This is a genomic window from Shinella sp. M31 (assembly GCF_049199205.1).
Classification (GTDB): domain Bacteria; phylum Pseudomonadota; class Alphaproteobacteria; order Rhizobiales; family Rhizobiaceae; genus Shinella.
Genome location: NZ_JBLZPH010000021.1, coordinates 1 through 25,043, shown reverse-complemented (window position 1 = coordinate 25,043; position 25,043 = coordinate 1). Strand labels below are relative to the sequence as shown.

Below are 25,043 nucleotides of genomic sequence, written 5' to 3'. Positions count from 1 at the left end.
CTATCATGCGGCTTCGCGCCGACGCCAGCAAGCTGGGCGGCGATCGTCGCGGCGGTCCGGCCGCGCGGGCGCATCGTCGCGGCTGCGCTGGTTGCCGAGCCTGTGCTGCTGGTTCAGGAATGGCTGACGGCCACCGGCGTCACCATCACCGGAACCAGCGTTGGCAACGCGCCAGGAAATGCGCGAGGTCGTCGCCGTGCATGCAAAGCAGCCTCTACCGAATCCGATCGAGGAAATCGACCTCGCGCATGCCACCCGAGGACCTTGTCGCGCTGGAAAGCGGAATGGCCCGCGGCCGCTTCGTGATCCGATATTGATGGGGTGGGCGCGGCGTCCTGCGCCAGCGCTTCAGGTCAACCTGGCAAAACTACCAGCCTGCGAAATCGGCAAGCAGGCTTTCATCCACCTGTCCCGCGGCGACGTCGGCCAAGGCCTGATCAAGAATGGCAACGCCCTTCAACGCTTCCGCGCCGGTCAGCGTGAGGGGCGGGGTGAATTCGAGCACGTTGGATTGCACGCCGACATAGTAGAGCACGAGGCCGAGCTGGAAGGCGCGGTAGACGGTGAGGGCCGTCTGGCGGGATGCCGGGCTTCTGTCCGGGTGGTCCGCGACGAGTTCGACGCCGAGTGCAAGTCCGCGTCCGCGCACATCTCCGATGAGAGAATGGCGGTGGGCGAGGCGGTCCAGCGCTTCGCGCAGCAGGCTGCCGATCTTGCCTGCGTTCTCGACGAGATGGTCGCGCTCAATCGTCTGGAGCACGGCGAGGGCCGCGGCGGCACAGACGGGATTTCCGTGCACGGTCTGAAGCGAAAAGGCCACCGCGTGGTTCATGATCGCCTCCGGGCCGACAACAGCCGAGATCGGCAGGCCGCCCCCAAGGCCCTTGCCGAAGACGACGATATCCGGCTCGATGCCGGAGTGCTCGAAGGCGTTAAACCGGCCGCTGCGCCCGAGGCCAACCTTCACCTCATCGGAGACGAGCAGGATGCCATGCTTGCGGCAGAGCGCTTCCACCGCCTTGAAGTAGCCGCCCGGCGGCACCAGCATGCCGCCATCCGACTGGATCGGCTCGATGAAGAAGGCGGCGACCTCTTCCGGTGGAACGTCAGTTGCGAAGAGCCTTTCCAGATGGGCGAGGGCAGCATTCTTTGCCGCTTCGGAGCTGCCAGCGGCGTAGCTGTTCGGATAGGGCACGAGCGTCAGGCCGGCCGCCCTTGTGCCTTGTTGTGCCGGGTGGCCGGAGACCGCCATCGAGCCCACCGTGCCGCCGTGATAGGCGCCGCTGAAGGCGAGGATGCGCGGGCGGCCCGTGGCGGCAACGACCATGCGGGCGACCGTCTCGTTGGCGTCCGAGCCGGAATGGCCGAGCCAGACCCGGCCGCGCGCCCGCTCAGGCACCAGCGACAGGAGCTTTTCTGCAAGCAGCACGCAGGGCTCGCTCGCCGTCGAAAGATAGCTGGCGCCCGACTGGTCGGAGAGCGCACGGTTGACCGCCTCGCGGACGGCGGGATGGGAATGGCCAAGGCTGGCCGCGCCCCAGGAGGCGGCGAAGTCGAGGAGTTGCCGTCCATCGTCGCCAGTGAGATAGGCACCATTCCCGCCGACGACTGCCTGCGGAAAGAACCGCAGATGCGCCATCTTTGAGACCGATCGGCTTTCGCGGGCGTAGAGATCGGACATCGTGCTTTCCTCGTCTATTTGAAGAAGGTCAGAACCTCGTCGAGCTGGACGACATGGCAGTAGATCATGTTGATGATCTCCAGTTCCCGTTTGTGCAGGTTGTCGGTTGCCGCGGCACCACAATCGTCGACGACGACCACGCCGAAGCTTTCGTCCGCAAGGCTGCGCACGGTCGAGGAGACGCACTGGTCGGTGAAGATGCCGCAGCAGATGACGTCCTTGATGCCCATATTGTGCAGAATGAGGCGCAGGTTCGTGCCGGTCAGCGCGCTGTCGGTCGTCTTGGTGATGACGATCTCGTCGGGGCGCGGCTCGAGTTCCGGCACGACCTGGCCTTCCGGCAGATCCTTCGGCAGCAGCAGGTAGTTGAAGCCGGGCTTCTTCTGGCTCAGCGACCGGTCGCGGCCGTCCGGTTTCTGGCAGGCGATGCGGGCGTAGATGACCTCCACCTTGCGCTTGCGGCATTCGTCGATCAGCCGCGCGGTGTTGGGGATCACGGTTGCGCGCATACGGTCATAGAAGGGCTGCCAGCGGGCGGTCTCTTCCGGCGTATCCTTCGGGTCAAGATAGGTGTTCTGGATATCGATGACGAGCAGCGCCGTCGCCTCCGGATCAAGCACGATGTCATCCGGCGCCTCGGCATTGGCGTAGTAGAAGGAGCGGTAGGCGGTTTTCCAGCTCATGCGGTGGTCTCCTTCTTGCGGCGGGCGCGGGTGAGGATGTGGCCGATCTCGCGGTTCGGGAAGAGACCGCCGGGTTTGAGGATCATGACGGCGATCATGGCGAGCGCGAGCACGATTTCGGTAAGCCCGATGACCTGACCGGCGCCGAAGGACGTGGCGTTAATCGCGCCCTCGGTGCTGCGTAGGCCCTCATAGGCGATGGTGATGAGCACCGTGCCGGCGACCGCACCGGTGACGGTGTTGGCCCCGCCGATCACCAGCATGGTGACGATCAAGAAGGTCTCCTTGAGATAAAAGGCCTTTGGCGCGAATGACGTGATGAAGTGCCCCCACAGCGCACCGCCGATGCCGGCGATGAAGGCGGCGAGAATGAAAGCGCGCCAGCGCAAGTGCGGGATGTTGGCGCCAAGGGCCGCGGCGGCCACTTCGTCTTCGCGCGACGCGCGCAGGAGCTTGCCGGTGCGCGACTCCTTGAACAGCAGAGCCACGACAACGACGATGGCGGCGACGATGGCGGCGATCGGCATGTCCGTCGCATTCGGTAGGCCGAAGAGGGTGCGCGGGCCGTTGGTGAAGGCGCTCCAGTTGTTCATGATCGTGTAGAGCACGACGAGAAGCGCGAAGGACGTGATGACCGACGCGGCATCGGAAAGTCGCATCAACGGATAGGCGACAACCGCGGCAACGACTGCGGCCAGAACACCGGCGGCGAGCATCGCGACAAGCGGCGAGACTTCCACCACCTTCATGAAGTCATACAGGTCGGGCAGCGCCATGCCCTTCATCTGCGCCGGGATGGTGAGCACCGCGGAGGTATAGGCGCCAAGCCCCATGAAGCCGATATGGGCGAAGGAGAGCAGGCCGGAATTGCCCATGAAGGTCTGAAGCCCGACGACCAGCACCAGCGAGATTAAGAGGTTGGTGGCGATGCGGTCATAGAGACGAATGTCGAGAATTGGCTGCCGACGCCGATGATCAGGATGACAGCGATAAGGATGAGGGCGGTGAGATAGGCGTGTTTCATGGCGTTCGCTCCTCAGGTCCGCTGACCGCTCGCCGGACCCTTGATGAGGCCCTCGGGGCGCCAGAGCAGGATCACGATGACGAGGCTGAAGGTAAAGGCGTCGCGAAACTTCAGAAGGTCCTGCGACAGGGAGTAGTTGAGCGTCGTGTCGATCAGCGCCAGCAGAAACCCGCCGACGACGGCGCCGGACAGGCTGCGCATGCCACCGATGACCGTGGCGATGAAGGCGATCAGCAACGGCTCCATGCCGACGCCCGGCACGACCGTGCCGATGCGGCCGATCCACAGGATACCGACCACGCCGGCAAGGAAGCCGGAAAGCGCAACGGCGGACGAGATGATGAGGTTCGCCGGCACACCCAGCATGCGCGCCATGGTGAAGTTGGTCGCCGCCGCGCGCATGGCGATGCCGAGCGTCGTCTTGCGCATCAGGAAGGCGACGGCGGCGAGCAGCACGATGGACGCAGCGATGGTGATGAGGTTGCGCACCGGCGTGATCGCGCCGCCAATCGACACCGTCTGCGAGAAGATTTCCGGCAGAGGCACATTGCGCGGGCGCGGCGAGATGAAGAGCAGCGCCGCGTTCTGCAATAGGTTCGAGAAGGCGAAGGAGGTGATCAGTACAGCCGTCACCGATTTCGCTCGGACCGGGCGGAAGGCGACGTAGTCGGTGAGGATACCGAAGACGATCGCCATGACGACGGCGAGCACCGCCATGATGATCCACGGCAGGCCGTCGCCGCTGGCGAGGAACATCGTGTAGCCGGCGACCATGATGAGTTCGCCATAGGCGAAATTCACCAGCCGCAAAATGCCGTAGACGATGACGAGGCCGAGCGCCATCAGGGCGTAAGCCCCGCCGAGGCTGAGCACATCGATGGTGAACTGGATCGCAAAAGCCACGGGTCAGCCTCCCAGATAATGCGCGCTGAGATCGCTGGTCGCGCGAATCTCGTCGGCCGTGCCGGATGTGACGATCGCGCCGAGCCGCATGACATAGGCGCGGTCGGCGACAGAAAGCGCCTGGTTCACGTTCTGCTCGACGAGCAGGATGGTGAGGCCAGCTTTTTTCAGCGTCCCGATCATCTCGAAGATGCGCTCGACGATCGCCGGAGCGAGGCCGAGTGAGGGTTCGTCGAGCAGCAGCACGCTGGGGCGGGCCATCAGCGCGCGGGCGATGACGAGCATTTGCTGCTCGCCGCCGGAGAGCGTACCGGCCGGCTGGTGCGAGCGCTCCGCAAGCCGCGGGAACAAGGTGTGGAGCCGTTCGAGGTTTTCGCGGTTTCCCGCCTGGTCGCGGCGGTGGATGTAGGCGCCGAGCATGAGGTTTTCGGCGACCGTTAGGTCCGGGAAGACGTCGCGGGTTTCCGGCACGGTGGCAAGGCCGGCACGCACCACCTGTTCGGGGTTTGCCGACGTGATGTCCCTGCCTTTGAGCGTGATGCACCCGCCGGACGCCTTCAGCGCACCGGCGATGCATTTGATGGTCGAGGATTTGCCCGCACCATTGGCGCCGAGCAGGCTCACCAGCTCGCCCCTGCCGACGGTGAAGCTGATGCCGCGCACAGCGCGGATCGTGCCGTAGCTGACGGCGAGGTCGCGCACATCAAGCATGGTCGCTCCCTTGCCGAGATAGGCCTCGATGACGGCCGGATGGCTGCGGACATGGGCGGCATCGCCCTCAGCGATGGTGCGGCCGGTGGCAAGCACATGCAGCCGGTGGCAGAGGCGCATGATAAGGCCCATGTCGTGGTCGACGATGAGGAGGCCGAGGCCGCGTTTCGTCGGCAGCTCGGACAGCGTGTGCAGTAGTGTTTCGGTCTCCGCGTCGTTCATGCCGGCGGCCGGCTCGTCGAGCAGCAGGAAACGGGGTTCGGCGGCAAGCGCTCGGGCGATTTCCACGCGGCGCTTGTCGCCGTAGCTCAGGCTTTCGCCCAGCTCGTCCGCCTTGGCCGTCAGGCCGAGTTCGTCGAGCAGGCCTTTTGCGCGCTCGGTCGCGACGGCGAGAGAGGCGCCCTTGGCGAGGGCGGCGGCCTCGACATTTTCCAGCACCGTCATCGTGTTGAACAGACGGACGATCTGGAACGAGCGGCTGACGCCTTCAAGCGCGATCTGGCGGGGCGAGAGGCCGGAGAGCCGGGTGTCGCCGGCGGCGATCGTGCCGCTTGCCAGTTTCACCTGGCCGGTGATGGCGTTGATGAGCGTCGTCTTGCCGGAGCCGTTCGGCCCGATCAGGCCGACGACCTCGCCGGTGGCAACAGAGAGCGACACATGGTCGAGGGCGCGAAGGCCGGTGAATTCCACCGACACGTCGTTTACCGCGAGGCGCGTTTCAAACATGGCTTTTCCGAAGGTGATGGGCCGGTCGCAAGACCGGCCCGGAGTGTGCGATCAGGGCTTCGGCAGGGATTCCGGCCTGCGCCATCCGACGAAGGTCGGCTTGCCGCCCTTGAGCTCGATGAGGGCCGCGGCCTTGTTCGGCACATGGCCTTCCTCGTTCGTGCCGTAGTCGAGGTCGCCGGTGAGTAGCTTGAACTGGCCGTCTTCCAGCGCCTTGGCAACGGCCGCGCCATCGGTCGAACCGGCCGCCGTGATCGCCTGGGCGATCATCATGATCGTGTCCCAGCCAGTCGAGACGAAGGAGGTATCCGGATCCTTGCCGAACATCTCCTTGTAGAGGCCGATGAACTTTTCCATTTCCGGATCCGCTCCCGCTCCCATCCAGGTATGCGTGACGAAATAGACGTCGTTGCCGAACTTTTCGCCGAGCGCCTGATGCATAGCCGGGTCGTCATAGGCATCGCCGCCGAGGATCGGCGCATTGTAGCCGACTTCGCGAAGCGCACGGATGATCACGCCGATATCCGTGCCGTATGAGGAAACGAAAATCACGTCCGGCTTCTTGCCGAGGGCCTGGAGACGCGCGAGCTGGGCGGAAAAGTTGTTGTCGCCGTTCGTGTAGGTGTCTTCGAGAATGATCTCGCCGCCATCCGCCTTGAACTGCTCGACGAAGTATTTCGACAGCGACTTGGTGTAGGCGATGAACTGGTCGGTGACGACATAGGCCGTTTTCCAGCCCTTTTCCTTGAAGGCGAAGTCGGCGGCCGTCGCGCCCATCGTGGTGTTCCACATGGAGAGCGTGAACTGCTTGTCGCCGAGCGACCAGGAGGAATAGAGCGGATCGGAAGCGCAGGTAGAGATGCCGACGAGGTTGGCGGTCTGCGCCTCGCGGCTGGCCGGCGAACCGAAATCGAAGTCGCACGGCGCGACAATGACCTGCGCGCCCTTGTCGATCAGCTCGACGGCGACGTTGCCGACCGTCACAGGATCGGACTTGCCGTCGATGTTGATAAACTCGATCTGCTTGCCGAGCACGCCGCCATTGTCGTTTAGGTATTTCACGGCGACCTGCGCGCCGTTGTATCCGGGCGTGTCGAGCGGGGCTTGGATGCCCGTCATGGACAGGGCGCCGCCGATCACGATCTTGTCGTCAGCGGCAAAGGCCGCGGTGGAGGCCAGCACGAAACTCGCCGCCGCCAGAAGCAGTCTGGAAGTCTTCATCATGGTCGTTCCCCTTTTTGTGCCTTTTCGGCAGTGAATGGATCAGCGGCCCGGCCTTTTTGTTTTATTCTGCGGCCCGCTTTGAAATGCTCCTGGTTTCCGTCCCGTCGGTTCGTTTCAGGGCGTTTTACTGCCCGATTTCCTTCAAGAGATCGTCGGTCGAAATCTGCCGGCAATAGCCCTTGATCGCGCTCAGTGATGTGTTGTGGCGTTCCTCGGAATAGGTGCCGCAGGCATCCGGCACGAGGGTCACCAGATAGTTGAGGTCGCAGGCGTCGCGGATCGCCGATTCCACGCACTGGTCGGTCAGAAGCCCACACAGTACGAGTTGCTTCACGCCGAGATTGCGCAGCGTGTAGTCGATATGGGTGGACACGAAGACGCTGGACGAGCTCTTCGGGAAGACGATTTCGTCCTCCAGCGGCTCCAGTTCGTCGATTACCTTGCCGTCCCACGAGCCCTTCGGCACGTTGAAGCCGGTGATCTTGTAGTCGAGGCTGCGGTCGCGGCCGTCCTTCGTCAGGCTCTCGATCGTCGTGTGCAGCACTTCCATGCCGGCCTTGCGGAAGCCGGCAAGCAGGCGCTGCATGTTCGGGATCGCCACCTCGTTGATGCGCTTGAAATAGTAGCCGTACTTGCCTCCGATATCCGCGTCGGAGACATCCTTGAACTCGCCGCCCTCGCGACGCACGGAAAAATTTTGCACGTCGATGAAGAGGATCGCGGAGGCGGCCGGATCGAGCCGGATTTCGCGGGTCGTGAGATGGTCAGCGGCCATCAGGCGGTTCCTTCGATTCTGTCTGCCGCAAGGCGCAGGGGGCCGGCCAGGCGGTCGGCCCATTCCTGCTGCCCGCGGGCGTCGTTGATAAGGTCGTTGCGCACTTCGAGAAGCACATGCGGAATGCCACGCCGCTCGCCGTGCACCGGAATGGTGAAATCGGAGACGTCGTCGACGTTGTAAGGCGCATTGAGCCGGACGGTGACGTCCGGGTTGGCGGCGCGGAAGGTTTCCGCCAGCCGTTCGGCGAGGCGGGCGTCGCGATTGTAGAGTAGCCCGAGTTCGAAATCCCGGACATCGCCGGTCGCGCGCATGATTGGTGTGAAACTGTGCACGGAAACGAGAAGGAGCGGTGTTCCGCTCATCTGGCGCTGGTCGAGCGCTACGGCGATCGCCTCGTGCAGCGGCTGGTGGATTTCCACGTAGCGGCGGGAGCGTTCGGGATCGGTGACATCGGCATTGACCGGAACGACCGTGCCGTCGCTTTGCGTGACGATGCAGTCCTTAGCCTCCAGCGGGCGATTGCAGTCGATGACGAGTCGGCTGTAGCGCTGGAGGATGAGCGCCGCGTCGAGGCATTCTGCAAGGCCGCGCGCGACGCCCTCGGCGCCGACGTCATACGCGATATGGCGCTCCATCTCCTCGGTCGGAATGCCGAGATCGCCAAGGGCGCGCGGCACGGCGCGGCCCGCATGCTCGCAGGTCAGAAAGATCGGCGACCCGCCGGTGGAATTGATCCATTCCACAGGATCGGGGTCTCCCGCCTGCAGCAATCTGTTTGTGTCGCGACCTGCGAACCTGAGCATGGAATGGAATCCGTCATGCGGCTCGGCAAGGGGCCGGGCGCTGGCTTCTATAGCAATCAGTCAAAGAAATTTTCCGATCATAGTCAACATAATTTTTCCATTTGACTATTTTTTTTCATGGCGCGAATATTCACGCCAACAACGGGAACGAACGCCAATGAGCGATGGAAAATCGTCGACGACGATCCGCACAAGGATCCGCGAGGCCACCGCGATGCTGACGGCGAGCGAGCGCAAGATCGCCAACGCCATTCTCGCCGATTACCCTTTCACCGGCCTCGAAAGCATCCAGGAGCTGGCGGCGAAAACCGGCGTCAGCGCGCCATCCATCACCCGCTTCGTCAGCAAGATCGGCTGCAACGGCTTCCAGGACCTTCAACGCCAGCTCATCGCAGAGCTGAAGGAAGGGCAGCGTTCGCCGCTCGACCTAAAATCTAGCCAGAAGCCAGTCGGCCATTCGGAATTCCTGTCGGAATATGTCGCGCGGGTCTCGGCCGTCATGCAGGAAATGGCGGCGACTGTGTCGCAGGCGCAGTTCGATATCCTTGCCGGCCTGCTCGCCGATCCGTCGCGCAACATCTTCCTGCTTGGTGGCCGCGTCAGCGACAATGTCGCCGCGTTCCTGTCGATCCACCTCCGGCAGATCCGCAGCGGCATCTACCATATGGCGGACAACCCGGAATTCTGGCCGGAGCATGTGCTGCGTATGCGAAAGAAGGACGTCGTCGTTCTCTTCGATTTCCGGCGCTACCAGCTCAGCCTCTCGCGCCTTGTCGAGACGATCGTGGAAAAACGCGGTGCGACGATCGTCGTCGTCACCGACAAATGGATGTCGCCGGCCGCCCGCAGCGCCGATCATATCGTAGCACTTCCGATCGATGCCGGCACGGCCTGGGATACGGTGGCGGCCGCCATGGCGCTCGTCGAGGCGCTGATCGTGCGCGTCTCCGAGGCCGATTGGGAAGCGACGCAGAAACGCATCAAGGATTGGGACGGCATCCGCTTTTCGATGCCGGGTTATGACCAGATCAACGGGGACGCAGATGAAACGTGAGGAAATGATGGTCGCCTGCTGCGGCGACCTTTCGGGCAAGGTGCGCGGCAAGGCCTTTCCGCTGGCGCAGATGGAAAAGCGTCTGAAACGCGGCGTCGGTTGGACGCCGACCAACGTGCAGATCACCTGCTTCGACAATATCGCCGAAAGCCCCTTCGGCTCTTTGGGCGATCTCGTGCTCATTCCTGACGCTGCGACGAGCGTCAGCATCGAGAGCGAGGAGGGGGCACCCAACGAGAATTTCGTGCTCGGCAATATCCGCTATACCGACGGCCGGCCGTGGGAATTCTGCACGCGCTCGATCCTCGAAGCCGCCCTTGAGCGGTTGGAGAGGGTGGCGGGCGTCACGCTCTACGGCGCTTTCGAGCACGAATTCCAGATCAAGCACCTCGTCTCCGAGGTCGGCAAGGCCTTCACGCTCAGCGGTTTCCAGGAGGAGCGGCATTTCTGCGAGGCGATCATCGCCGCGATGCGCGCTGCGGGCGTCATGCCCGACACGATCCTCAAGGAGTTCGGCGCCGGCCAGTTCGAGGTGACGATGGGGCCGCAGAAGGGCGTCACCGTCGCCGATCATTCGCTGATCACCCGCGAACTCGTCGGCCTCGTCGCGCGCGAGCTTGGCTACGATCCGACCTTCACGCCGATCCGCGATCCGGCCGGCGTCGGCAACGGCGTGCATGTGCATATCAGCATGCTGGATTCGGCCGGCAATCCGGTCACCTACGATCCGGATGGCAAACACGAGCTTTCTGATGTCGCCGGAAAGTTCGTCGCCGGCATCCTGAAGTATCTCGATTCGATCATCGCCATCACCGCGCCAAGCGTCGTCTCCTACCTGCGGCTCACTCCGCACCGCTGGAGTGCGGCCTTCAACAATCTCGGCTTCCGTGACCGCGAGGCCTCCGTGCGCATCTGCCCGGTCTCGGATATCAGCGATATCGCGCGGGCTGCCCAGTTCAATTTCGAGTTCCGCGCTGCCGACGCCGCCGCCAATCCGCATCTGGCGCTTGCCGCGATTGTGCATGCCGGCGTGCAGGGCATCGAGGAGGGGCTGGCGGTGCCGGAGGCAACGCAGGAGGACCTCTCGCTTCTCAACATAGAAGCGCTTGCCGCCCGCGGCTACGTCCGCCTCCCGCAGACCCTCGAAGCCGCCCTACAGCGCTTCGAGGGCAATGCGACGGTCTGCGGCTGGTTCCCAGAGGGCTTCGCCGACGTTTACGTCAAGCACAAGAAAGGCGAGATCGCCTACCTTGCGGGCAAGACGCAGGCTGAGATTTGCGAAGCCTACGAGGGTGCCTACTAACGCGATTCACGCCCTAGGCATCTGCCGAAGCTGTTTCTGCAAGCGCCCTGCAACTGGCCTCGATACGCGCATGTGCTCCGGCAGAACGTCGTTTGCATTGCGCGCCGGGCCGCCGTTCAACTGAACGCCTTCAACATCGACCCGGTAGAGCTGCGTGTCGCGCAACGCGGGATAGAGCCTCGACTTGGGGAAGTGGCCTGGTAGCGAGCCTTGAGCGCGTCCGTCTCATCGTCTCGACGACGTCCTCGGCCGTCACAGACTTGCCATCGTGGAAGGTCACGCCCTCACGGATCTTGAACGTCCAGGTTTTGGCGTCCTTAGAGGAACCCAATTCGGTTGCCAGCCGCGGAACGATTTCCCCATTGGCATTCACTCCGAGCAGTTTCTCGCCGAACAGTTTCTCGCCGAACTGCGCCATCAGCGTGTTGGGCCCCTCGCTTGCCGCAAATGCGGGATCGAGTGTATCGATGCTCTGGCCGCCCGTGGAGCGCAAGCCAAGTGCGCTTCGCAATGGCGCACCGTTCGCCGAACTCCCCGAGGCATTCCCGGCCTTGCAGCAATACCTGCTCAAGAAGCCGGGTGGCGACCGGTAGATGGTCGATATCCTGGCGCTCGTCCTTCAACACAATGAACAGGCCGTCCTGTCGGCGGTTGATATGGCGCTGAAGTCCGGTGTTCCAACAAGATGCATGTGCTGAACCTGCTGCATCGCCTTGTCGACGGCAAATCCTTCACGCCGCTGACCATCGATGCGCCGCAAGCCTTGACGCTCATCAACGAGCCCAATGCCAATGTCGAACGATACGATGCCCTGAGAAACACGGAGGCCCGCCATGCGTCATAATCCAGCAAGCGGTGCTATCGTCATCATGCTGCGGCAACTGAAGATGCACGGGATGTCACAAGCCGTCGGTGAGCTGACTGAACAAAGATCGCCGGCGTTCGAGGTTGCCATTTCAATCCTATCGCAGTTCCTAAAGGCGGAGATCGCGGAACGTGAAGTTCGCTCGACTGCCTATCAGCTCAAGACGGCACGCTTCCCCGCCTACCGTGAACTGAATGCTTCGACTTCGCCAGCAGCGAGATCAACGAGGCCCTCGTGCAACAGCTTCATCGCTGCAACTTCCTGGACGACGCAAACAACATCGGTCTGGTCGGCGGACCCAGTACGGGCAAGATGCATGTCGCGAATGCGATCGGAGTCCAAGCGATAGAGCATTACCACAAGACGGTTCGATTCTTCTCGACCATCGAGCTGGTAAATGCGCTGGAGCAGGAGAAAGCGCGAGGACGGCCTGGGCAGATCGCCGACCGGCTTGACCACTCCGATCTCGTCATCCTCGATGAGCTCGGCTACCTGCCGTTCAGCGCGTCAGGCGGTGCAATGCTGTTCCATTTGCTGAGCAAGCTCTATGAGCGAACCAGCGTCATCATCACCACCAACCTGAGCTTCAGCGAGTAGGCCAGCGTGTTTGGTGATGCCAAGATGACTACAGCGCTGCTGGACCGGCTCACGCATCATTGCCACCTCCTAGAGACCGGGAACGACAGCTTCCGCTTCAAGAACAGCTCTGCGCACGACACTAAATCGACAAAGAAGAAACGAGGAACTTGACGACGACCGCAGACCCGAAACATACCTAACAGGCAGGTCAATTCTCGGTGGAAACGCCGGGTCAGTTCTCAGTGGCAATCAACAACAGTGCTGCAAGGCACGATTACAAATGGCGGTCGCTTGTGAGAAACGAATCAGCCCATCTCATGTCGCCACCTGCTGATGATGCAGACACTGACACCCGTCACAAGGGTAGAGAAGTATGGGTGAGCGTCATCGGGGTCTTGTTTGTATTGTGGAGTGCCTACTTCGCCAATAGCTTCACAACGCCTCTCACGCTCGCGATCTTTATTTTAGCGCTTGCGCTGCCCCTCCAGTCGATTTTGCAGAACTGGCTTTGGAAGCCACTGGCGACAGTGGTCACGCTGTCGGTCATCCTTGTCATCTTCGTCCTGCTGAGCTCGATTACCGCCTGGGCATTCGGCAATCTATGGTTCACGGTGAGCGGAAACGCGTCGAAGTACCAGACGCTCTACCAGAATTTCGCGACATGGCTGGAAGAGCGCGGCATCGAGCTTGCCGCTCTGTGGGCAGATAGCGTCAACATCAATGTCGTTTTGCGGACCGCGCAGCAGTTGGTGTCGCGGATGAGCCAGACGGCCGGTTTTTGGGTCGTCGTATTGGCCTATGTGCTGACTGGGCTGGTTGAGGCCGAGCGGATGGAGCGAAGCGTCAGGCGCCTTCAAAAGTCTGGGGTATCCTCGATCCTGATCCGGGGCAGCGTCGACATGGCTCGCAAATTCAGGCGCTATATGGTCGTTCGAAGCTTGGTTAGCGCCGCTACAGGCTTGGCGATATCGTTGTTTGCCTTGGCAACCAGGATTCCCTTCCCAGTAGAGTGGGGCGTCATCGGTTTTGTGTTCAACTTCATTCCGTTCATCGGTCCGCTGATCGCGACTGTTTTCCCGTCATTGTTCATTCTGGCGCATATGGGAGACCCCGGCCTAGCCGTCTTTGCTTTCGCTTTGCTAACCATCAATCAGTTCGTTATTGGGAATTACATCGAGCCGAGAGTATCCGGCGATGCCCTCCAGCTGTCACCCTTCGTTATTCTGGTCGCCATTTTCCTCTGGACCTTTATCTGGGGAATATACGGCACGTTTATTGGGGTACCTATCGCCATCGCCGTAGTCTCATTTACCGACCAAGTATCTTCAACGCGCTGGATGGCCCGATTGATGGCCGCGGAACCAGCTCCGCATACCGATGGTTCTGCATAACTATCGGTATGCGATCTCGACTGTACCAGTCTTGGCCACCGGCATGAATCTAATGCAAAACATGTAACCGTCATGCACTTGCGCTATTGAGTTGTCGATGATGCCTGCTACGCTCTGTATCAGATGAAGCTAAGTCCCAACGATAATTCAGTTATTGTATGACGGAGGGCGTGGTGAACGAGCAGGCGGTGTCGAAACTTTCTCTTTTTGCACTGACGGCGATGGTGGTTGGCTCCATGGTGGGAGCGGGTATATTCAACCTTCCCGGTCGCTTTGCCACGGCCACTGGCCCCTTCGGAGCGATGATTGCCTGGGCCATTGCCGGCACCGGCATGTATATGCTGGCCCGTGTCTTCCAGACCCTGGCCGAACGAAGGCCTGAAATAGATTCCGGTGTGTTTGCCTACGCCAAGGCGGGGTTCGGCGATTATATGGGCTTCCTGTCCGCGTTCGGATACTGGTTGGGAAGCTGCCTCGGTAACGTCTTTTATTGGGTGCTGATCGGCTCAACGCTCGGGCGTTTTTTTCCGGATTTATTCGGAGACGGCAGCAGCGCCTTCTCGATCATCGTCTCGCTAGTTGGGATCTGGTCGTTCCATTTCATGATCCTGCGTGGCGTTGAGCAGGCGACCTTTATTAACATGGTGGTGACAGTTGCCAAGATCGTACCGATTATCGTCGCGATTTTGGCCTTCATGTTCTATTTCCACTACGACCAATTCGCCGAGAACTTCTTCGGCGGTTTAGAGATGCCCGAGAAAACGCTGCTGCAGCAGGTGCGGGACACAATGTTGATCACCGTTTTCGTTTTCCTTGGCATTGAAGGTGCCAGCGTCTATTCACGCTATGCGCGCACCCGCGCCGATGTAGGCACGGCAACTATCCTTGGCTTCGTGGCCGTGACGGGTCTGATGGTCGCTGTGACCATTTTCCCGTACGCGATCGCGCCACGGGCCCACCTTGCTGCGGTCACAAATCCTTCCCTCGCAGGGGCGATGGAACTGATCGTTGGGCACTGGGGAGCCGTTTTCATCTCCGTCGGGGTTTTGGTTTCGGTTCTCGGCGCATATCTTGCCTGGTCACTAATTTGCGCAGAGGTTCTGTTCGCTGCAGCGCGATCGGGAGATATGCCGAGGATATTCTCCGCTCAAAACGGTAATCGCGTGCCAGCTAATGCCCTGTGGCTGACAAACGGCGTTGTCTCCCTATTCGTCGTCTCGACTTACTGGTCGAGAGATGCCTTCAACCTCATGCTGGATATGACCAGTGTGACGTCGCTTTTGCCCTACCTGCTCGTGGCTGGCTACGGAATCCTGTTGGCGCGAAGCGGGGTGGCGTATGAGGGCACGCAGCATCCTCGAAGGCGGGATCAAGTTATCGCCGCCGTCGCGGCGATCTACACGCTGTTTATGTTCGTCGCCGCAGGCCTCGAATACGTACTGCTTGTTGCAATCCTCTACTGTGCTGGCACCGTCCTTTATTTGTGGGCGAGACAGGAGCAGAGAGCCAAAGTATTCTCTCGGGCAGAACTGTTGGTCTTTTGCGTCACCGTTGTCGCGGCGATCGCTGGCCTCGCGGGCATTCTGACGGGAACGATCATCATCTAAACGGGGAGCACAATCGTGGCGAGTGGATTTGGCGTTCATTCCGAAGTGGGACAACTGCGCAAGGTTTTGGTGTGCGCGCCCGGGCGCGCGCATCAGCGGCTAACACCGAGCAATTGCGATACCCTCTTGTTTGATGATGTCCTTTGGGTTGACGTGGCCAAAAGAGATCACTTTGACTTCGTGACCAAAATGCGGGACAGGGGCGTCGAAGTTCTCGAGATGCATAACTTGCTCGCGGAAACGATGGCGATATCAGAGGCAAGGAAATGGGTTCTGGATCAGCAGGTCGTCCCGAACATGGTTGGACTTGGGTTCGTTGCGGAGGTGCGTTCTTATCTCGAAGGACTGTCCTCCCGGCAATTGGCGGAAACCCTAATTGGCGGCCTTTCCACCAGCGAGTTTCCTGAGACTATCGGTGGCGAGACACTTGCGCTTATCCGCGACGCAGCGGGTGTGAACGAATATCTCCTCCCGCCGCTCCCCAACACGCTCTATACGCGCGACACCACCTGCTGGATTTACGGCGGCGTCACGCTCAATCCGCTATTCTGGCAGGCGCGACATGAAGAAACTCTGCTGACGACCGCAATTTATAAATTCCATCCAGACTTTGCTGACCAGGTGAACGTCTGGTGGGGAGATCCGACAAAGAATTGGGGCATGGCCACACTTGAGGGTGGCGACGTCATGCCTATTGGCAAGGGCAACGTTCTGATCGGCATGAGCGAACGCACGTCGCGGCAGGCTATCAGCCAAGTCGCCGGGGCTTTGTTCGAGGCTGGCGCGGCGGAGCGCGTCATCATCGCAGCCATGCCCAAACTTCGCGCGGCTATGCATCTTGATACAGTATTCACCTTCGCTGACCGCGACTGCGTGCTGACCTATCCCGATATCGTTAACGGCATCGAGTGCTTCTCCTATCGCCCAGACGGGAAGGGGGGAATCGTGCTTAGCAAGGACAAGGGCTTGATCGAGACGGTGCGTGAAGCCTTGGGGTTGAAGCAGCTCCGGGTCGTTGAGACTGGCGGCAACGATTATATGCGCGAGCGAACACAATGGGATTCGGGCGCTAATCTCGTTTGCGCCTCGCCCGGCGTCGTCTTCGCATATGACCGCAACACCTACGCAAACACGCTCCTTCGGAAGGCGGGAATCGAGGTAATAACCATCGACGGCTCTGAACTCGGCCGTGGCCGCGGCGGTGGTCATTGCATGACGTGTCCGATACTCCGCGATGCGGTCGACTATTAGTAATGGCCGGATCAATTAGTGACGGCGCTGCTAAGCCGACCGGCCGGTTGGGATTGAGAAATCTCGCACGCGAGGTCTTTTTCTGGCGACCTCTGTGGGCCGGTCGGTCCGAACATGCATCTTCGCCAGCTCGGCGAACGTTAGGCGAAGCAAGATTAGGATTGATCTGATAGTCCTCGCCCGCCACCGTCTTCAGTGTCTATCCGATGATGCAGGCGCTGGAGAAACCGCCGGTGATCGTCTGCCATCATCTGCCATCTTGATGGCAGCGTGCTTCGGCCCATATTCGGTGAAAGGAGTTTTGCCATGGTTGAACCACAGCTTTCCGTCCGCAGCGCCCGCGCCCGTGACCTCGCGCACCGTCTTGCGCGGCGGGAAAACCGCTCGATCGCCGACATCGTCGAGCGCGCGCTCGAGGCCTATAGTGCGCGCGAGACCGGACGGGAGCCGGCAAAGAGCTTCTATCGCCGGGTTTCCGCCAGTTTCGGCACCGATCTCGATCTCGAAGCGGTGATCCGCGCGCAGCGCACGCCGCATGCGGGGCCAGACCTTTGATCTTCCTTAATACCAATGTCGTGTCGGAAACGCTGAAGAAGGCCCCGGCGGAGCCGGTGATCGCCTGGCTCGAGCGTTTTGACGCGGAGCTTGCGCTTCCGACTGTGACGATCGCCGAAATCGCCTATGGCATCGAGAAGACAAGGTCGGACCAGCGCGCCGACCGGCTGGGCCAGGGCCTCGACGACTGGCGCCGCCGCTTTGCCGACCGCATTTTCGCACTCACGGAAGAGGCGGCCCTGGCCTATGGCGAAATCATGGGCGAGGCGGCGCGGGGAGGTCGCGTCATGTCGGTGCCCGATGGCATGATCGCCGCCATCGCCCGCGTCAACGGCGGCCGCCTTGCCACCCGCAACGTTCGCGATTTCGCCGGGACCGGCCTGGACCTGATCGATCCTTGGTCGTTCTGAGCTCAGGGAGCTTTTAGTCAGAATCCCCTGAAACCTTAACCTACCGTGACGGAGGAGACGCATCGGATCATGCGGAAGTATCCAGGCCGTCGGCCTCGTCGGCGCTGATCCTTTGCACTGTCCCTACCTGCCGCCGAAACGGATCAAGGGCAGCCGTGCCGTAGAGCACTGACAATGGCATTTCTACTTTGCAAACCGGTGGACTTCCAGCTGCCCCCACAAGTGGTGCAGCCGCGAGACGATCTAACAATTCGCCTGTTCGGCGGACGTATATGCCATGGAGCTTCTCGTGGCATCTCCCGGAACATCGTACACTACGCCGGCCGCGGCTCGGATGCCCTCGCCTTCGGCGTTGCGCTGGGTTTGCATTCGGCATCATGCGGCTATCGGAAAACCCGATCCTGCGTGTTGCCGCCTGGCTCTAAGCCGCCGTGAAGCCGGCGTCCCGCACTATCGCGCGGCGAGCGTCGCCGCAGTGGCCAGCAGGGCCGAAGGTGTCGTCGGCGCCGTTGGATGATGGAAGTAGGCGATCTTGTTGATGAGTTCGCCGGACGTCAGGGCGAACCAGACGCTGGCTTGCGCCGACAGGCCGGCGAGCAACAGAATGCCGAATGTCAGGATCTAGGCCTCTCGCCAGCGCTCTGAAAGCCAATAGGCCCACATCAAGCCCCAGAAGCTGCCTAGCGATGAAACGGGGCTAAGCCGACGCCAGCGTTTTCGCCGTGGCATCCTGTTCATCAGTCCAGCTATCCAACGCGTGCGGCTTAGCGCCGAGCTTGCCCTGGTCATCTCCTTGAGTTGGAGCGATATAGACTTTGCGCCGAACCTCGCGGAAGATCGTCGAGCGATGACGTCCAAGTTTCTTCGCGATGATATCGATGCTCAGGCCGGCGTGGCGCCAGCGGGCGATCCTGCGGCGTTCGTTCAGATCAAGATGGGAGTAGGTGCGTTTCATGACAGCGCCCTTGCGACTGATAACCCATTGGCATCATTCGTAAGTCGCACTTCATACTTGAACCCACCCCGCGGCAATTCGCAGATCACATAAGATAGATTATGGAACATATACGATTAAATTTTGAATCAAGGCAGCTCACCATGCCATCGTGGCTGAACAGCTGTCGCAAAACCTTCTATTTTTGCCGCGTTGCAAATGTCAGAGAAACAGGTATCGCCTTAATCGGGGTTTTTGCGAATCCAGGATGACAGCAGCGCGCGACTAAGCAACTGGTCCAATGGCCGGCCTGCAACCCTGACGCCGGCCAGCGCTGGGCTGGTGAAAGACGTCTCGTCCGCATGCCACGCGCGTTTCAGGTTTTCAGCATCGCTCCGAGGATGAGCGCAGCGGAAGCAGCGCCCGGGTCGATATGCCCGAGCGAACGCGCGCCCAGTTTCGCCGAACGGCCCCTGCGGCTTTCGAATGTCGCGGTCTCGTCCATTCCGGCGCGCGCCGCGTCCGCCGCGGCCTGCAAGACAGCACGTTCATCCGCGCCGTCGCCGGCGGCAAGGACCGCCGCCTTGCCGGCCGGCACCCATGCGTCGAGCATGGTCTTGTCGCCCGGCTTGGCACCGCCGCGCGACAGGATGCCGTCGCCCATACCCTTGATCCAAGCGGCCATGGCCGGGCCATCGAGATTAAGCCGTTCGGAAACGGCCGCGCCGGCGTTTTGAAAAGCGCTGGCGTAAAGCGGTCCCGACGAAGCGCCGACCGCCGTCAGGAAGGCCTGGGCGATCACGTCGCAAGTCTCGGAGATCGGCGCATCCGCTGCCAGTTCGGACAGAGCGGCGTTCACGGCCGTCCAGCCGATATCCATGGTGACGCCGTGATCGCCGTCGCCGATGACGCCGTCAAGCTCCGAAAGCCAATCGCGTTTCTCTCGGATGGCGCTCGCGACATCGGCCATCATGGAGCGGAACCGAGCCGGCGCAATGCTTCCCTCCGTCTGCAGCAGAGTACGGTCTTGCTTGACCGCAGTCTTTTTTGTCTGCACCTGACGCACGCTGCGTTTTGCAGCCGCAAGCGGAGCCGGCTCCATCCCGACCGTCAGCGCGGGCGTGCGGCACGGATGATCGAGAAGGCGTATCAGCGTATCGTCAAGCTTGAGGATGGTGACGGAAGCCCCCGCCATTTCCAGCGAGGTCGCATATTCACCGACCCAGCGGGCTTGGATGTGAATTCCCTTCTCCGCGAGAATATGGTGCACGCGGCGGAACAGCACGACCAGTTCGAGCTGCGTCGTCGCGCCGAGCCCGTTGACCAACACGGCGACGCGGTCGCCCTCGCGAAGCTCCAGTTCCGCGAGGATCGGTTCCATCAGGATGTCGACGACGGCATCTGCGCTGGCAAGCTGCACGCGGCGCATGCCCGGCTCGCCATGGATTCCCATGCCGATTTCCATATCCTCCGGCCCGATCTCGAAATTCGGCGTCCCCGTCTGCGGCAGCGAGCAGGCCCCGAGCGCGACGCCCATGGAGCGGCACTTCTTGTTGGCAAGGCGTGCCAGCGCTTCGACCCGCTCAAGCGGCTCGCCCAGGTCGGCGGCAGCGCCCGCGCATTTGAAGACGAAGAAATCCCCGGCGACACCGCGGCGTTCTTCCCGCCGCGCGAAAGGTGCGGAGGCAATGTCATCGGTCACCGCGACGTGACGCACTGGCGTCCCCTCGCCCGCCAGCTCTTCCGCCGCCATGGTGAAGTTCAGCACGTCGCCCGTGTAGTTGCCGTAGAGAAACACGACGCCCGCGCCGCCATCGGCCGCGCGTCCGGCATCCAGGATCTGCTGCGGCGAAGGAGAAGCGAAGACATTGCCGACGGCCGCCGCATCTGCAAGGCCGCGTCCGACATAGCCGGCAAAGGCCGGTTCGTGGCCCGATCCGCCACCGATGACGATGCCCACCTTGCCGTCGCGCGGCCCGTGCCGCGCCACCACGGCCCTGCCTGTCGGGCCTTCCACCGTCAGGAGATCCGGCCAGGCGCTGACAAGGCCCTCGATGAATTCCGGGATGATATCCTCGGGCGCATTGATGAGCTTCTTCGTCTTGATCGTCATGGCGTTCTCCTCCTGCCGGACGCACGTCGTCCCCTCCGGCCAGTGATGGCCTCACCGTTATTCCGCCCGAACGGGCTCTAGACGTTATGGTTGCCCGGTACCAGCCGCTTGGCGGCGGCAACGGTGCGGCCAAGCCAGATATGTTCCATTTGCCGCGTGGCCTTCATGTCGTCGGACTGCGGCAGCCAATGTTCGAGGATGACGCTCATGTCGTCAGGGCAATGGGCGAGCGCTGCCAGGATTTCCTCGATTTCGGCCCTGCCCTCCGACAAGGGCATGCCGTGGATGCGGAAACCGACGCCGTAAGGATCCGGAGTGATCTCGTAGTCTTTGAGATGCAGGTTGATCGTGTAGGGCGCCAGCATCTTCACCGTGGTCATCGGCCATTCACCAGCGCAGATGGAATTGGCGACGTCGAGGCAGACGCCGAGCGCATCGTCGGCGACCGCATCGAGAAGCTCGACCATGCGCGGCGATGGATAGTTGAAGTGGTTTTCGATGGCAAAACGCAAACCGGCACGTTTGCCGTCAGGCAGCAGGTCCCGGATTTGCGCAGCAAGCTCCGGCACGGGGATCAGCGCATCCTCGGCATCGAGCGCCACCCGCAGGATTTTCGAACCGATGCGCTCGCCGATGGGAATGTAGCGGGCGAGTTCTTCCGCATCGAAGGACTGCGTGCCGAGTTCCAGCGCCATGCCGTAGCTGTCGGCGCGTGCCTTGAGGGCGAGGTGTTCTTCCGCCGTCAGCCGGTCCAGCGGCAGGTTATCGGCATATTGCACAAGCGACAGGCCGTGCTGATGGGCGATCTCCAGCACTTCCATCGCCGTCATCGGCTGCGCTGGCTGCAGATTCTTGATACCGATCGACCAACGGAAGGCGTAGCTTCCCAATCCCAGTTTCATGCCTTCTTCCTCGGATGCGGGGCCGGCACGTCGAAACGCGCCGGCCGGCAGGATCAATGAATGAGCGAGCCGCCGTTCACATCGACTTCGGAGCCTGTGACATAGGCCGAGAGATCCGAGGCGAGGAACAGCGCGCAGCCCGCGACGTCGTCCGCCATCCCGGCGCGGCCCATCGGGATGCCGAGCTTGATCTCCTCCAGCTTTTCCGGCGTCAGCATTCCGCCGGTGATGTCGGTGGCGATGAAGCCCGGGCAGATCGCATTGACGCGGACGTTGTCGGGCGCCAGTTCACGCGCCATCGCCTTGGTGAGGCCCAGCACGCCGGCCTTGGCGGCGGAGTAGTGCGGACCACCGAAAATGCCCCCGCCACGCTGCGCGGAAACCGACGACAGGTTGACGATCTTGCCTTCCTTGCGCGAACGCATGTGCGGAATGACCGCCTGGCTGCAATAAAGCGTGCCGCGCAGGTTCACGTCGAGGACCGCGTCGTAGTTCTTCGGCGCGATGTCCATGATCTTCAACGGCTGGGTGATGCCGGCATTGTTGACGAGGATATCGATCCGGCCCCACTTGGCGGCCAGCGCGTCGAAGACTTTCTTCACGCCTTCGAGATCGGTGACGTCACACGCCATACCGACATGCTGCGGACCGAGATCGGCGGCAGCCTCCTTTGCGGCCCCCTCGTCGAGGTCGAGGATCGCGACGGTCGCGCCGTGTTCGGCGAAGAGCTTCGCCGTCGCCTTGCCGAGACCGCGCTTGGATGCCGCGCCGGTGACAATGGCGAATTTGCCCTGAAGCAGAGCAGTAGCCATGAGGTTTCTCCCTTGATAGCCGCGCCCGGCCTTCTGCCGGGGCGCAATTCGTTGAAATGAAAGTCAAAGCCAGCCGCGGATCTGCGTGATCATGGCGGCGGTCGAGATGCCGTAGCGATCATGCAAGGTCGGAAGCGCACCGGCATCGAGAAACTGGTCCGGCAGGCCGATCATGCGGAAGGCGGGTGTCACGCCATGCGTCAGCAGCGTCGAGGCGACCGCCTCGCCGAGACCGCCGACCTTCGTGTGGTTTTCCGCCGTGACGACCAGACGTCCGCCCTTGCCGGCTTCCGCGAGGATCGTCTCGGTGTCCAGCGGCTTGATCGTCGGGCAATGCAGCACCGCTGCGGATATGCCCTGCGCTTCCAGTTCGACGGCCGCATCAAGCGCCCGCATCGTCATGAAGCCCGAGGCGATAACGAGCACGTCCTTGCCGTCTCGCAGAAGCTTGGCCTTGCCGAGCTCGAATTTATAGTCCGGGCAATGCCGGCGGATGACGGACGGCACCTTGCCGCGCGGCAGGCGCATATAGACCGGCCCTTCATGCGCCGTGATGGCGGGAACGGCTTCCATCACATCGATGGCATCGCACGGATCGACGATAGTCAGGTTGGGCAGGCCGCGGAAGATCGCGAGGTCTTCTGTTGCCTGGTGGCTCGGCCCGTAACCGGTCGTCAGGCCCGGCAGGGCGCAGACGATCTTGACCGGCACATACTCCTCGGCGATGGCCATGGCGATGAAGTCATAGGCGCGGCGCGAGGCGAAAACGGCATAGGTGGTGGCGAACGGAATGAAGCCCTCACGCGCCATGCCGGCAGCCGCCGAGATCATCACCTGCTCGGCCATCCCCATCTGGTAGAACCGTTCGGGAAAAGCCTGGGCGAAGATATGAAGGTCGGTATATTTCGAAAGATCGGCGGTGAGGCCGACGATGCGGTCGTTCTTCTTCGCTTCCTCTACCAGGGCGCAGCCGAAGGGCGCGGAAACCGTCTCATAGCCTTCGGCAGCCAGCGAGGCGATCATTGCCGACGTGCGTCCGCCTTCGCCGGGCTTCGGCGGCGTGCGGGCTTCCCACTTGCGGTGCGGGTCGTATTTATGCGTGGCGCTCATGGCTGATCCTCCCTCATTCCGGCCGGTTCGCATCGAGAACGGCGAGCGCCTTCTGCCACTCGTCCGCCTCGACCCGCACGAAATGCGTGATCTCGCGCTGTTCGAGAAAGGGCACGCCCTTGCACATGATCGTGTCGCAGATGATGACGCGGGGTTTGGCCTCCTTGAGGTCGCGGGCAGCATCGAAAGCCGCGACGAGCGCGGCGATGTCGTTGCCATCCACGCGCTGGACATGCCAGCCGAAGGAGGCCCACTTGTCGCCGAGCGGCTCGGAGCACAGCATGTCCGTCGACTTTCCGTCGGCCTGCTGGTCGTTGAAATCGACGATGCAGACGAGATTGTCCAGCTTGTGATGGGCCGCCGACATGGCGGCTTCCCAGATGGAGCCCTCACCGAGTTCGCCATCGGACATGAGGTTATAGACGAAGGCCGGGTTCTTCTTGGCCTTGAGGCCGAGCGCCATGCCGACGCCGATGCCCAGCCCCTGACCGAGCGACCCACCGGTGATCTCCATGCCGGGCGTATAGGCTGCCATGCCGGACATCGGCAGGCGGCTATCATCCGTCCCGTAGGTCTCGAGCTCCTGCTCGGGCAGGATGCCGGCCTCAATCAGCGCGGAGTAAAGCGCGATCGCATAGTGGCCGATGGAAAGGAGAAAGCGGTCGCGACCCTCCCATTCGGGGTCGCCCGGCCGGTATGTCAGCGCGTGGAAATAGGAGACCGAGAGAACGTCGGCAATGCCGAGTGCCTGCCCGACATATCCCTGCCCCTGTACCTCGCCCATGCGAATGGCCTTGCGGCGGATTTCCCAAGCGCGGCGCGCAAGGCTCATGTTCGACAGCGATGCCGTCGTGGCCTGAATAGTCATGACTCCTCCCGTCTCGTCCAGCGCATCACGGCGCCAACGATCTTCACTACTGACGTGGAAAGAACCGGCTATCAATTAAGTTATTCGAACGAGTTGTTAAGGAAAACTTAGATGACGTTCGCACCCAGATAAGCGAGCCTCATGAAGCGGGCGAGGAGGACGTTCCGCTGCATGGCGCACCACCCCCTTGCCGCAGGTAGGCATTAGGCTGGCGAAACGGCATGCAGCACCGGAGGCTTCCCTATTCGCGGATAAACCCACGCCTTAGGGAGGAGTGACAATGAAATTTCGCCATCTGTTGACAGCCGTTGCCTTTGCGTTCTGCGCCAGCACGGCCAATGCCCAGACGTTCCAGCTGTCTCACAATGCAGGCGCCGGCAATCCAAAGGATGTCGCCTCGCTGAAGTTCGCCGAGATTGTCAAGGAAAAGTCGGGCGGCCGCCTTCAGGTCGACGTCGGCGGTGCCGCGCAGTTCGGCGACGACGCCGAGACCATCACCAACATGCGCCTTGGCACCATTGCGTCCTCGGCGAATTCGCAGGGCACCACCTCGGCCGTCGTGCCTGAGATCGGCCTCCTCGGCCTTCCGTTCCTCTTCCAGAACCTAGAGCAGGCCGAGACCGTGATGGACGGCCCTGTCGGCGACAAGATCGCGGCTGCGGCGGAAAAACAGGGCATCTATATTCTCGCGTGGTGGAACAACGGCATTCGCGAAGTGTCCAATTCCAAGAAGCCGATCATGGCGCCGGATGACTT

22 protein-coding genes and 5 pseudogenes are annotated in these 25,043 nt (G+C 61.8%); 10 read left to right on the top strand and 17 right to left on the bottom strand.

The features are described from left to right. Window positions 1-367 precede the first annotated feature (367 nt). From ACOZKU_RS03620 to ACOZKU_RS03580, 9 genes and pseudogenes are all read right to left on the bottom strand, one after another. Window positions 368-1,681 carry an aspartate aminotransferase family protein gene (locus tag ACOZKU_RS03620; RefSeq protein WP_421577700.1) on the bottom strand — a complete coding sequence of 438 codons (1,314 nt, stop codon included), beginning with the start codon at window positions 1,679-1,681 and terminating at the stop codon, window positions 368-370. 14 nt (window positions 1,682-1,695) lie between these two features. After that, window positions 1,696-2,364 (bottom strand): cysteine hydrolase family protein, encoded by a 669-nt coding sequence (locus tag ACOZKU_RS03615; RefSeq protein ID WP_421577699.1) that lies wholly within the window; start codon window positions 2,362-2,364, stop codon window positions 1,696-1,698. Beyond that, window positions 2,361-3,388: pseudogene (locus ACOZKU_RS03610) on the bottom strand (branched-chain amino acid ABC transporter permease). Before ACOZKU_RS03610 ends, ACOZKU_RS03615 begins: the two are co-directional and overlap by 4 nt. Window positions 3,389-3,400: 12 nt before the next feature. Then, window positions 3,401-4,291, bottom strand: a complete 891-nt coding sequence (locus ACOZKU_RS03605; RefSeq protein WP_421577698.1) for a branched-chain amino acid ABC transporter permease — start codon at window positions 4,289-4,291, stop codon at window positions 3,401-3,403. 3 nt (window positions 4,292-4,294) lie between these two features. Next, window positions 4,295-5,002, bottom strand: coding sequence for an ABC transporter ATP-binding protein (locus tag ACOZKU_RS03600; RefSeq protein ID WP_421577711.1), 708 nt, complete (start codon window positions 5,000-5,002; stop codon window positions 4,295-4,297). 3 nt (window positions 5,003-5,005) lie between these two features. Beyond that, window positions 5,006-5,728 (bottom strand): annotated as a pseudogene (locus tag ACOZKU_RS03595) (ABC transporter ATP-binding protein); the annotation flags it as partial. Window positions 5,729-5,779: 51 nt separating this feature from the next. Continuing rightward, complete coding sequence (locus ACOZKU_RS03590; RefSeq protein ID WP_421577697.1) at window positions 5,780-6,952, bottom strand: ABC transporter substrate-binding protein; 1,173 nt, start codon at window positions 6,950-6,952, stop codon at window positions 5,780-5,782. Between the two features lie 124 nt (window positions 6,953-7,076). Continuing rightward, a complete protein-coding gene (locus tag ACOZKU_RS03585) occupies window positions 7,077-7,727 on the bottom strand; it encodes an isochorismatase family cysteine hydrolase (RefSeq protein WP_421577696.1) in 651 nt (216 codons plus the stop codon). Further along, a complete protein-coding gene (locus tag ACOZKU_RS03580; RefSeq protein ID WP_421577695.1) occupies window positions 7,727-8,533 on the bottom strand; it encodes an N-formylglutamate amidohydrolase in 807 nt (268 codons plus the stop codon). The genes ACOZKU_RS03585 and ACOZKU_RS03580 overlap by 1 nt, the downstream gene beginning before the upstream one ends. A 157-nt stretch (window positions 8,534-8,690) precedes the next feature. Between ACOZKU_RS03580 and ACOZKU_RS03575 the strand changes: the two genes are divergently transcribed. After that, entirely contained in the window at window positions 8,691-9,587 is an 897-nt protein-coding gene (locus tag ACOZKU_RS03575) for a MurR/RpiR family transcriptional regulator (RefSeq protein WP_421577694.1), read from the top strand. Continuing rightward, on the top strand, window positions 9,577-10,890 hold the full coding sequence (locus ACOZKU_RS03570) for a glutamine synthetase (RefSeq protein ID WP_421577693.1): 1,314 nt from the start codon (window positions 9,577-9,579) through the stop codon (window positions 10,888-10,890). Before ACOZKU_RS03575 ends, ACOZKU_RS03570 begins: the two co-directional genes overlap by 11 nt. A 130-nt stretch (window positions 10,891-11,020) precedes the next feature. On the opposite strand, the gene ACOZKU_RS03565 is transcribed toward ACOZKU_RS03570, so the two are convergent. After that, complete coding sequence (locus ACOZKU_RS03565) at window positions 11,021-11,308, bottom strand: ABC transporter substrate-binding protein (RefSeq protein WP_421577692.1); 288 nt, start codon at window positions 11,306-11,308, stop codon at window positions 11,021-11,023. Window positions 11,309-11,372: 64 nt separating this feature from the next. Here ACOZKU_RS03565 and ACOZKU_RS03560 point away from each other — a divergent pair. From ACOZKU_RS03560 to ACOZKU_RS03530, 7 genes and pseudogenes are all read left to right on the top strand, one after another. Beyond that, window positions 11,373-11,734: pseudogene (locus tag ACOZKU_RS03560) on the top strand (IS21 family transposase); the annotation flags it as partial. 73 nt (window positions 11,735-11,807) lie between these two features. Next, a pseudogene (gene istB / locus ACOZKU_RS03555) lies at window positions 11,808-12,505 on the top strand (IS21-like element helper ATPase IstB). A 206-nt stretch (window positions 12,506-12,711) separates the two neighbouring features. Next, window positions 12,712-13,725 carry an AI-2E family transporter gene (locus tag ACOZKU_RS03550; RefSeq protein ID WP_421577691.1) on the top strand — a complete coding sequence of 338 codons (1,014 nt, stop codon included), beginning with the start codon at window positions 12,712-12,714 and terminating at the stop codon, window positions 13,723-13,725. 173 nt (window positions 13,726-13,898) lie between these two features. Next, on the top strand, window positions 13,899-15,332 hold the full coding sequence (locus ACOZKU_RS03545; protein WP_421577690.1) for a basic amino acid/polyamine antiporter: 1,434 nt from the start codon (window positions 13,899-13,901) through the stop codon (window positions 15,330-15,332). Window positions 15,333-15,347: 15 nt separating this feature from the next. Next, window positions 15,348-16,583, top strand: coding sequence for an arginine deiminase (locus ACOZKU_RS03540; protein WP_421577689.1), 1,236 nt, complete (start codon window positions 15,348-15,350; stop codon window positions 16,581-16,583). Window positions 16,584-16,889: 306 nt separating this feature from the next. Next, window positions 16,890-17,138, top strand: a complete 249-nt coding sequence (locus ACOZKU_RS03535) for a type II toxin-antitoxin system VapB family antitoxin (RefSeq protein WP_421577688.1) — start codon at window positions 16,890-16,892, stop codon at window positions 17,136-17,138. Continuing rightward, window positions 17,135-17,548 (top strand): type II toxin-antitoxin system VapC family toxin, encoded by a 414-nt coding sequence (locus ACOZKU_RS03530; RefSeq protein WP_421577687.1) that lies wholly within the window; start codon window positions 17,135-17,137, stop codon window positions 17,546-17,548. The genes ACOZKU_RS03535 and ACOZKU_RS03530 overlap by 4 nt, the downstream gene beginning before the upstream one ends. 450 nt (window positions 17,549-17,998) lie before the next feature. Here the strand turns inward: ACOZKU_RS03530 and ACOZKU_RS03525 are convergent, their stop codons facing one another. From ACOZKU_RS03525 to ACOZKU_RS03495, 7 genes and pseudogenes are all read right to left on the bottom strand, one after another. Next, window positions 17,999-18,148 (bottom strand): hypothetical protein, encoded by a 150-nt coding sequence (locus tag ACOZKU_RS03525; protein ID WP_421577686.1) that lies wholly within the window; start codon window positions 18,146-18,148, stop codon window positions 17,999-18,001. Window positions 18,149-18,356: 208 nt separating this feature from the next. Next, window positions 18,357-18,503, bottom strand: a pseudogene (locus ACOZKU_RS03520) (helix-turn-helix domain-containing protein); the annotation flags it as partial. Between the two features lie 355 nt (window positions 18,504-18,858). Further along, the gene (gene dhaL / locus ACOZKU_RS03515) at window positions 18,859-20,595 is read right to left on the bottom strand and encodes a dihydroxyacetone kinase subunit DhaL (protein ID WP_421577685.1); all 1,737 of its coding nucleotides are present in this window, start codon (window positions 20,593-20,595) and stop codon (window positions 18,859-18,861) included. A 77-nt stretch (window positions 20,596-20,672) separates the two neighbouring features. Then, complete coding sequence (locus ACOZKU_RS03510; RefSeq protein ID WP_421577684.1) at window positions 20,673-21,497, bottom strand: sugar phosphate isomerase/epimerase family protein; 825 nt, start codon at window positions 21,495-21,497, stop codon at window positions 20,673-20,675. A gap of 53 nt (window positions 21,498-21,550) precedes the next feature. Continuing rightward, the gene (locus ACOZKU_RS03505) at window positions 21,551-22,309 is read right to left on the bottom strand and encodes an SDR family NAD(P)-dependent oxidoreductase (protein ID WP_421577683.1); all 759 of its coding nucleotides are present in this window, start codon (window positions 22,307-22,309) and stop codon (window positions 21,551-21,553) included. Between the two features lie 63 nt (window positions 22,310-22,372). After that, window positions 22,373-23,419 (bottom strand): transketolase family protein, encoded by a 1,047-nt coding sequence (locus ACOZKU_RS03500; RefSeq protein WP_421577682.1) that lies wholly within the window; start codon window positions 23,417-23,419, stop codon window positions 22,373-22,375. 13 nt (window positions 23,420-23,432) lie between these two features. Next, window positions 23,433-24,287, bottom strand: a complete 855-nt coding sequence (locus tag ACOZKU_RS03495; RefSeq protein WP_421577681.1) for a transketolase — start codon at window positions 24,285-24,287, stop codon at window positions 23,433-23,435. Between the two features lie 280 nt (window positions 24,288-24,567). Here ACOZKU_RS03495 and ACOZKU_RS03490 point away from each other — a divergent pair. Continuing rightward, the coding region (locus ACOZKU_RS03490) for a TRAP transporter substrate-binding protein (RefSeq protein ID WP_421577680.1) at window positions 24,568-25,043 on the top strand (476 nt) is incomplete at its 3' end.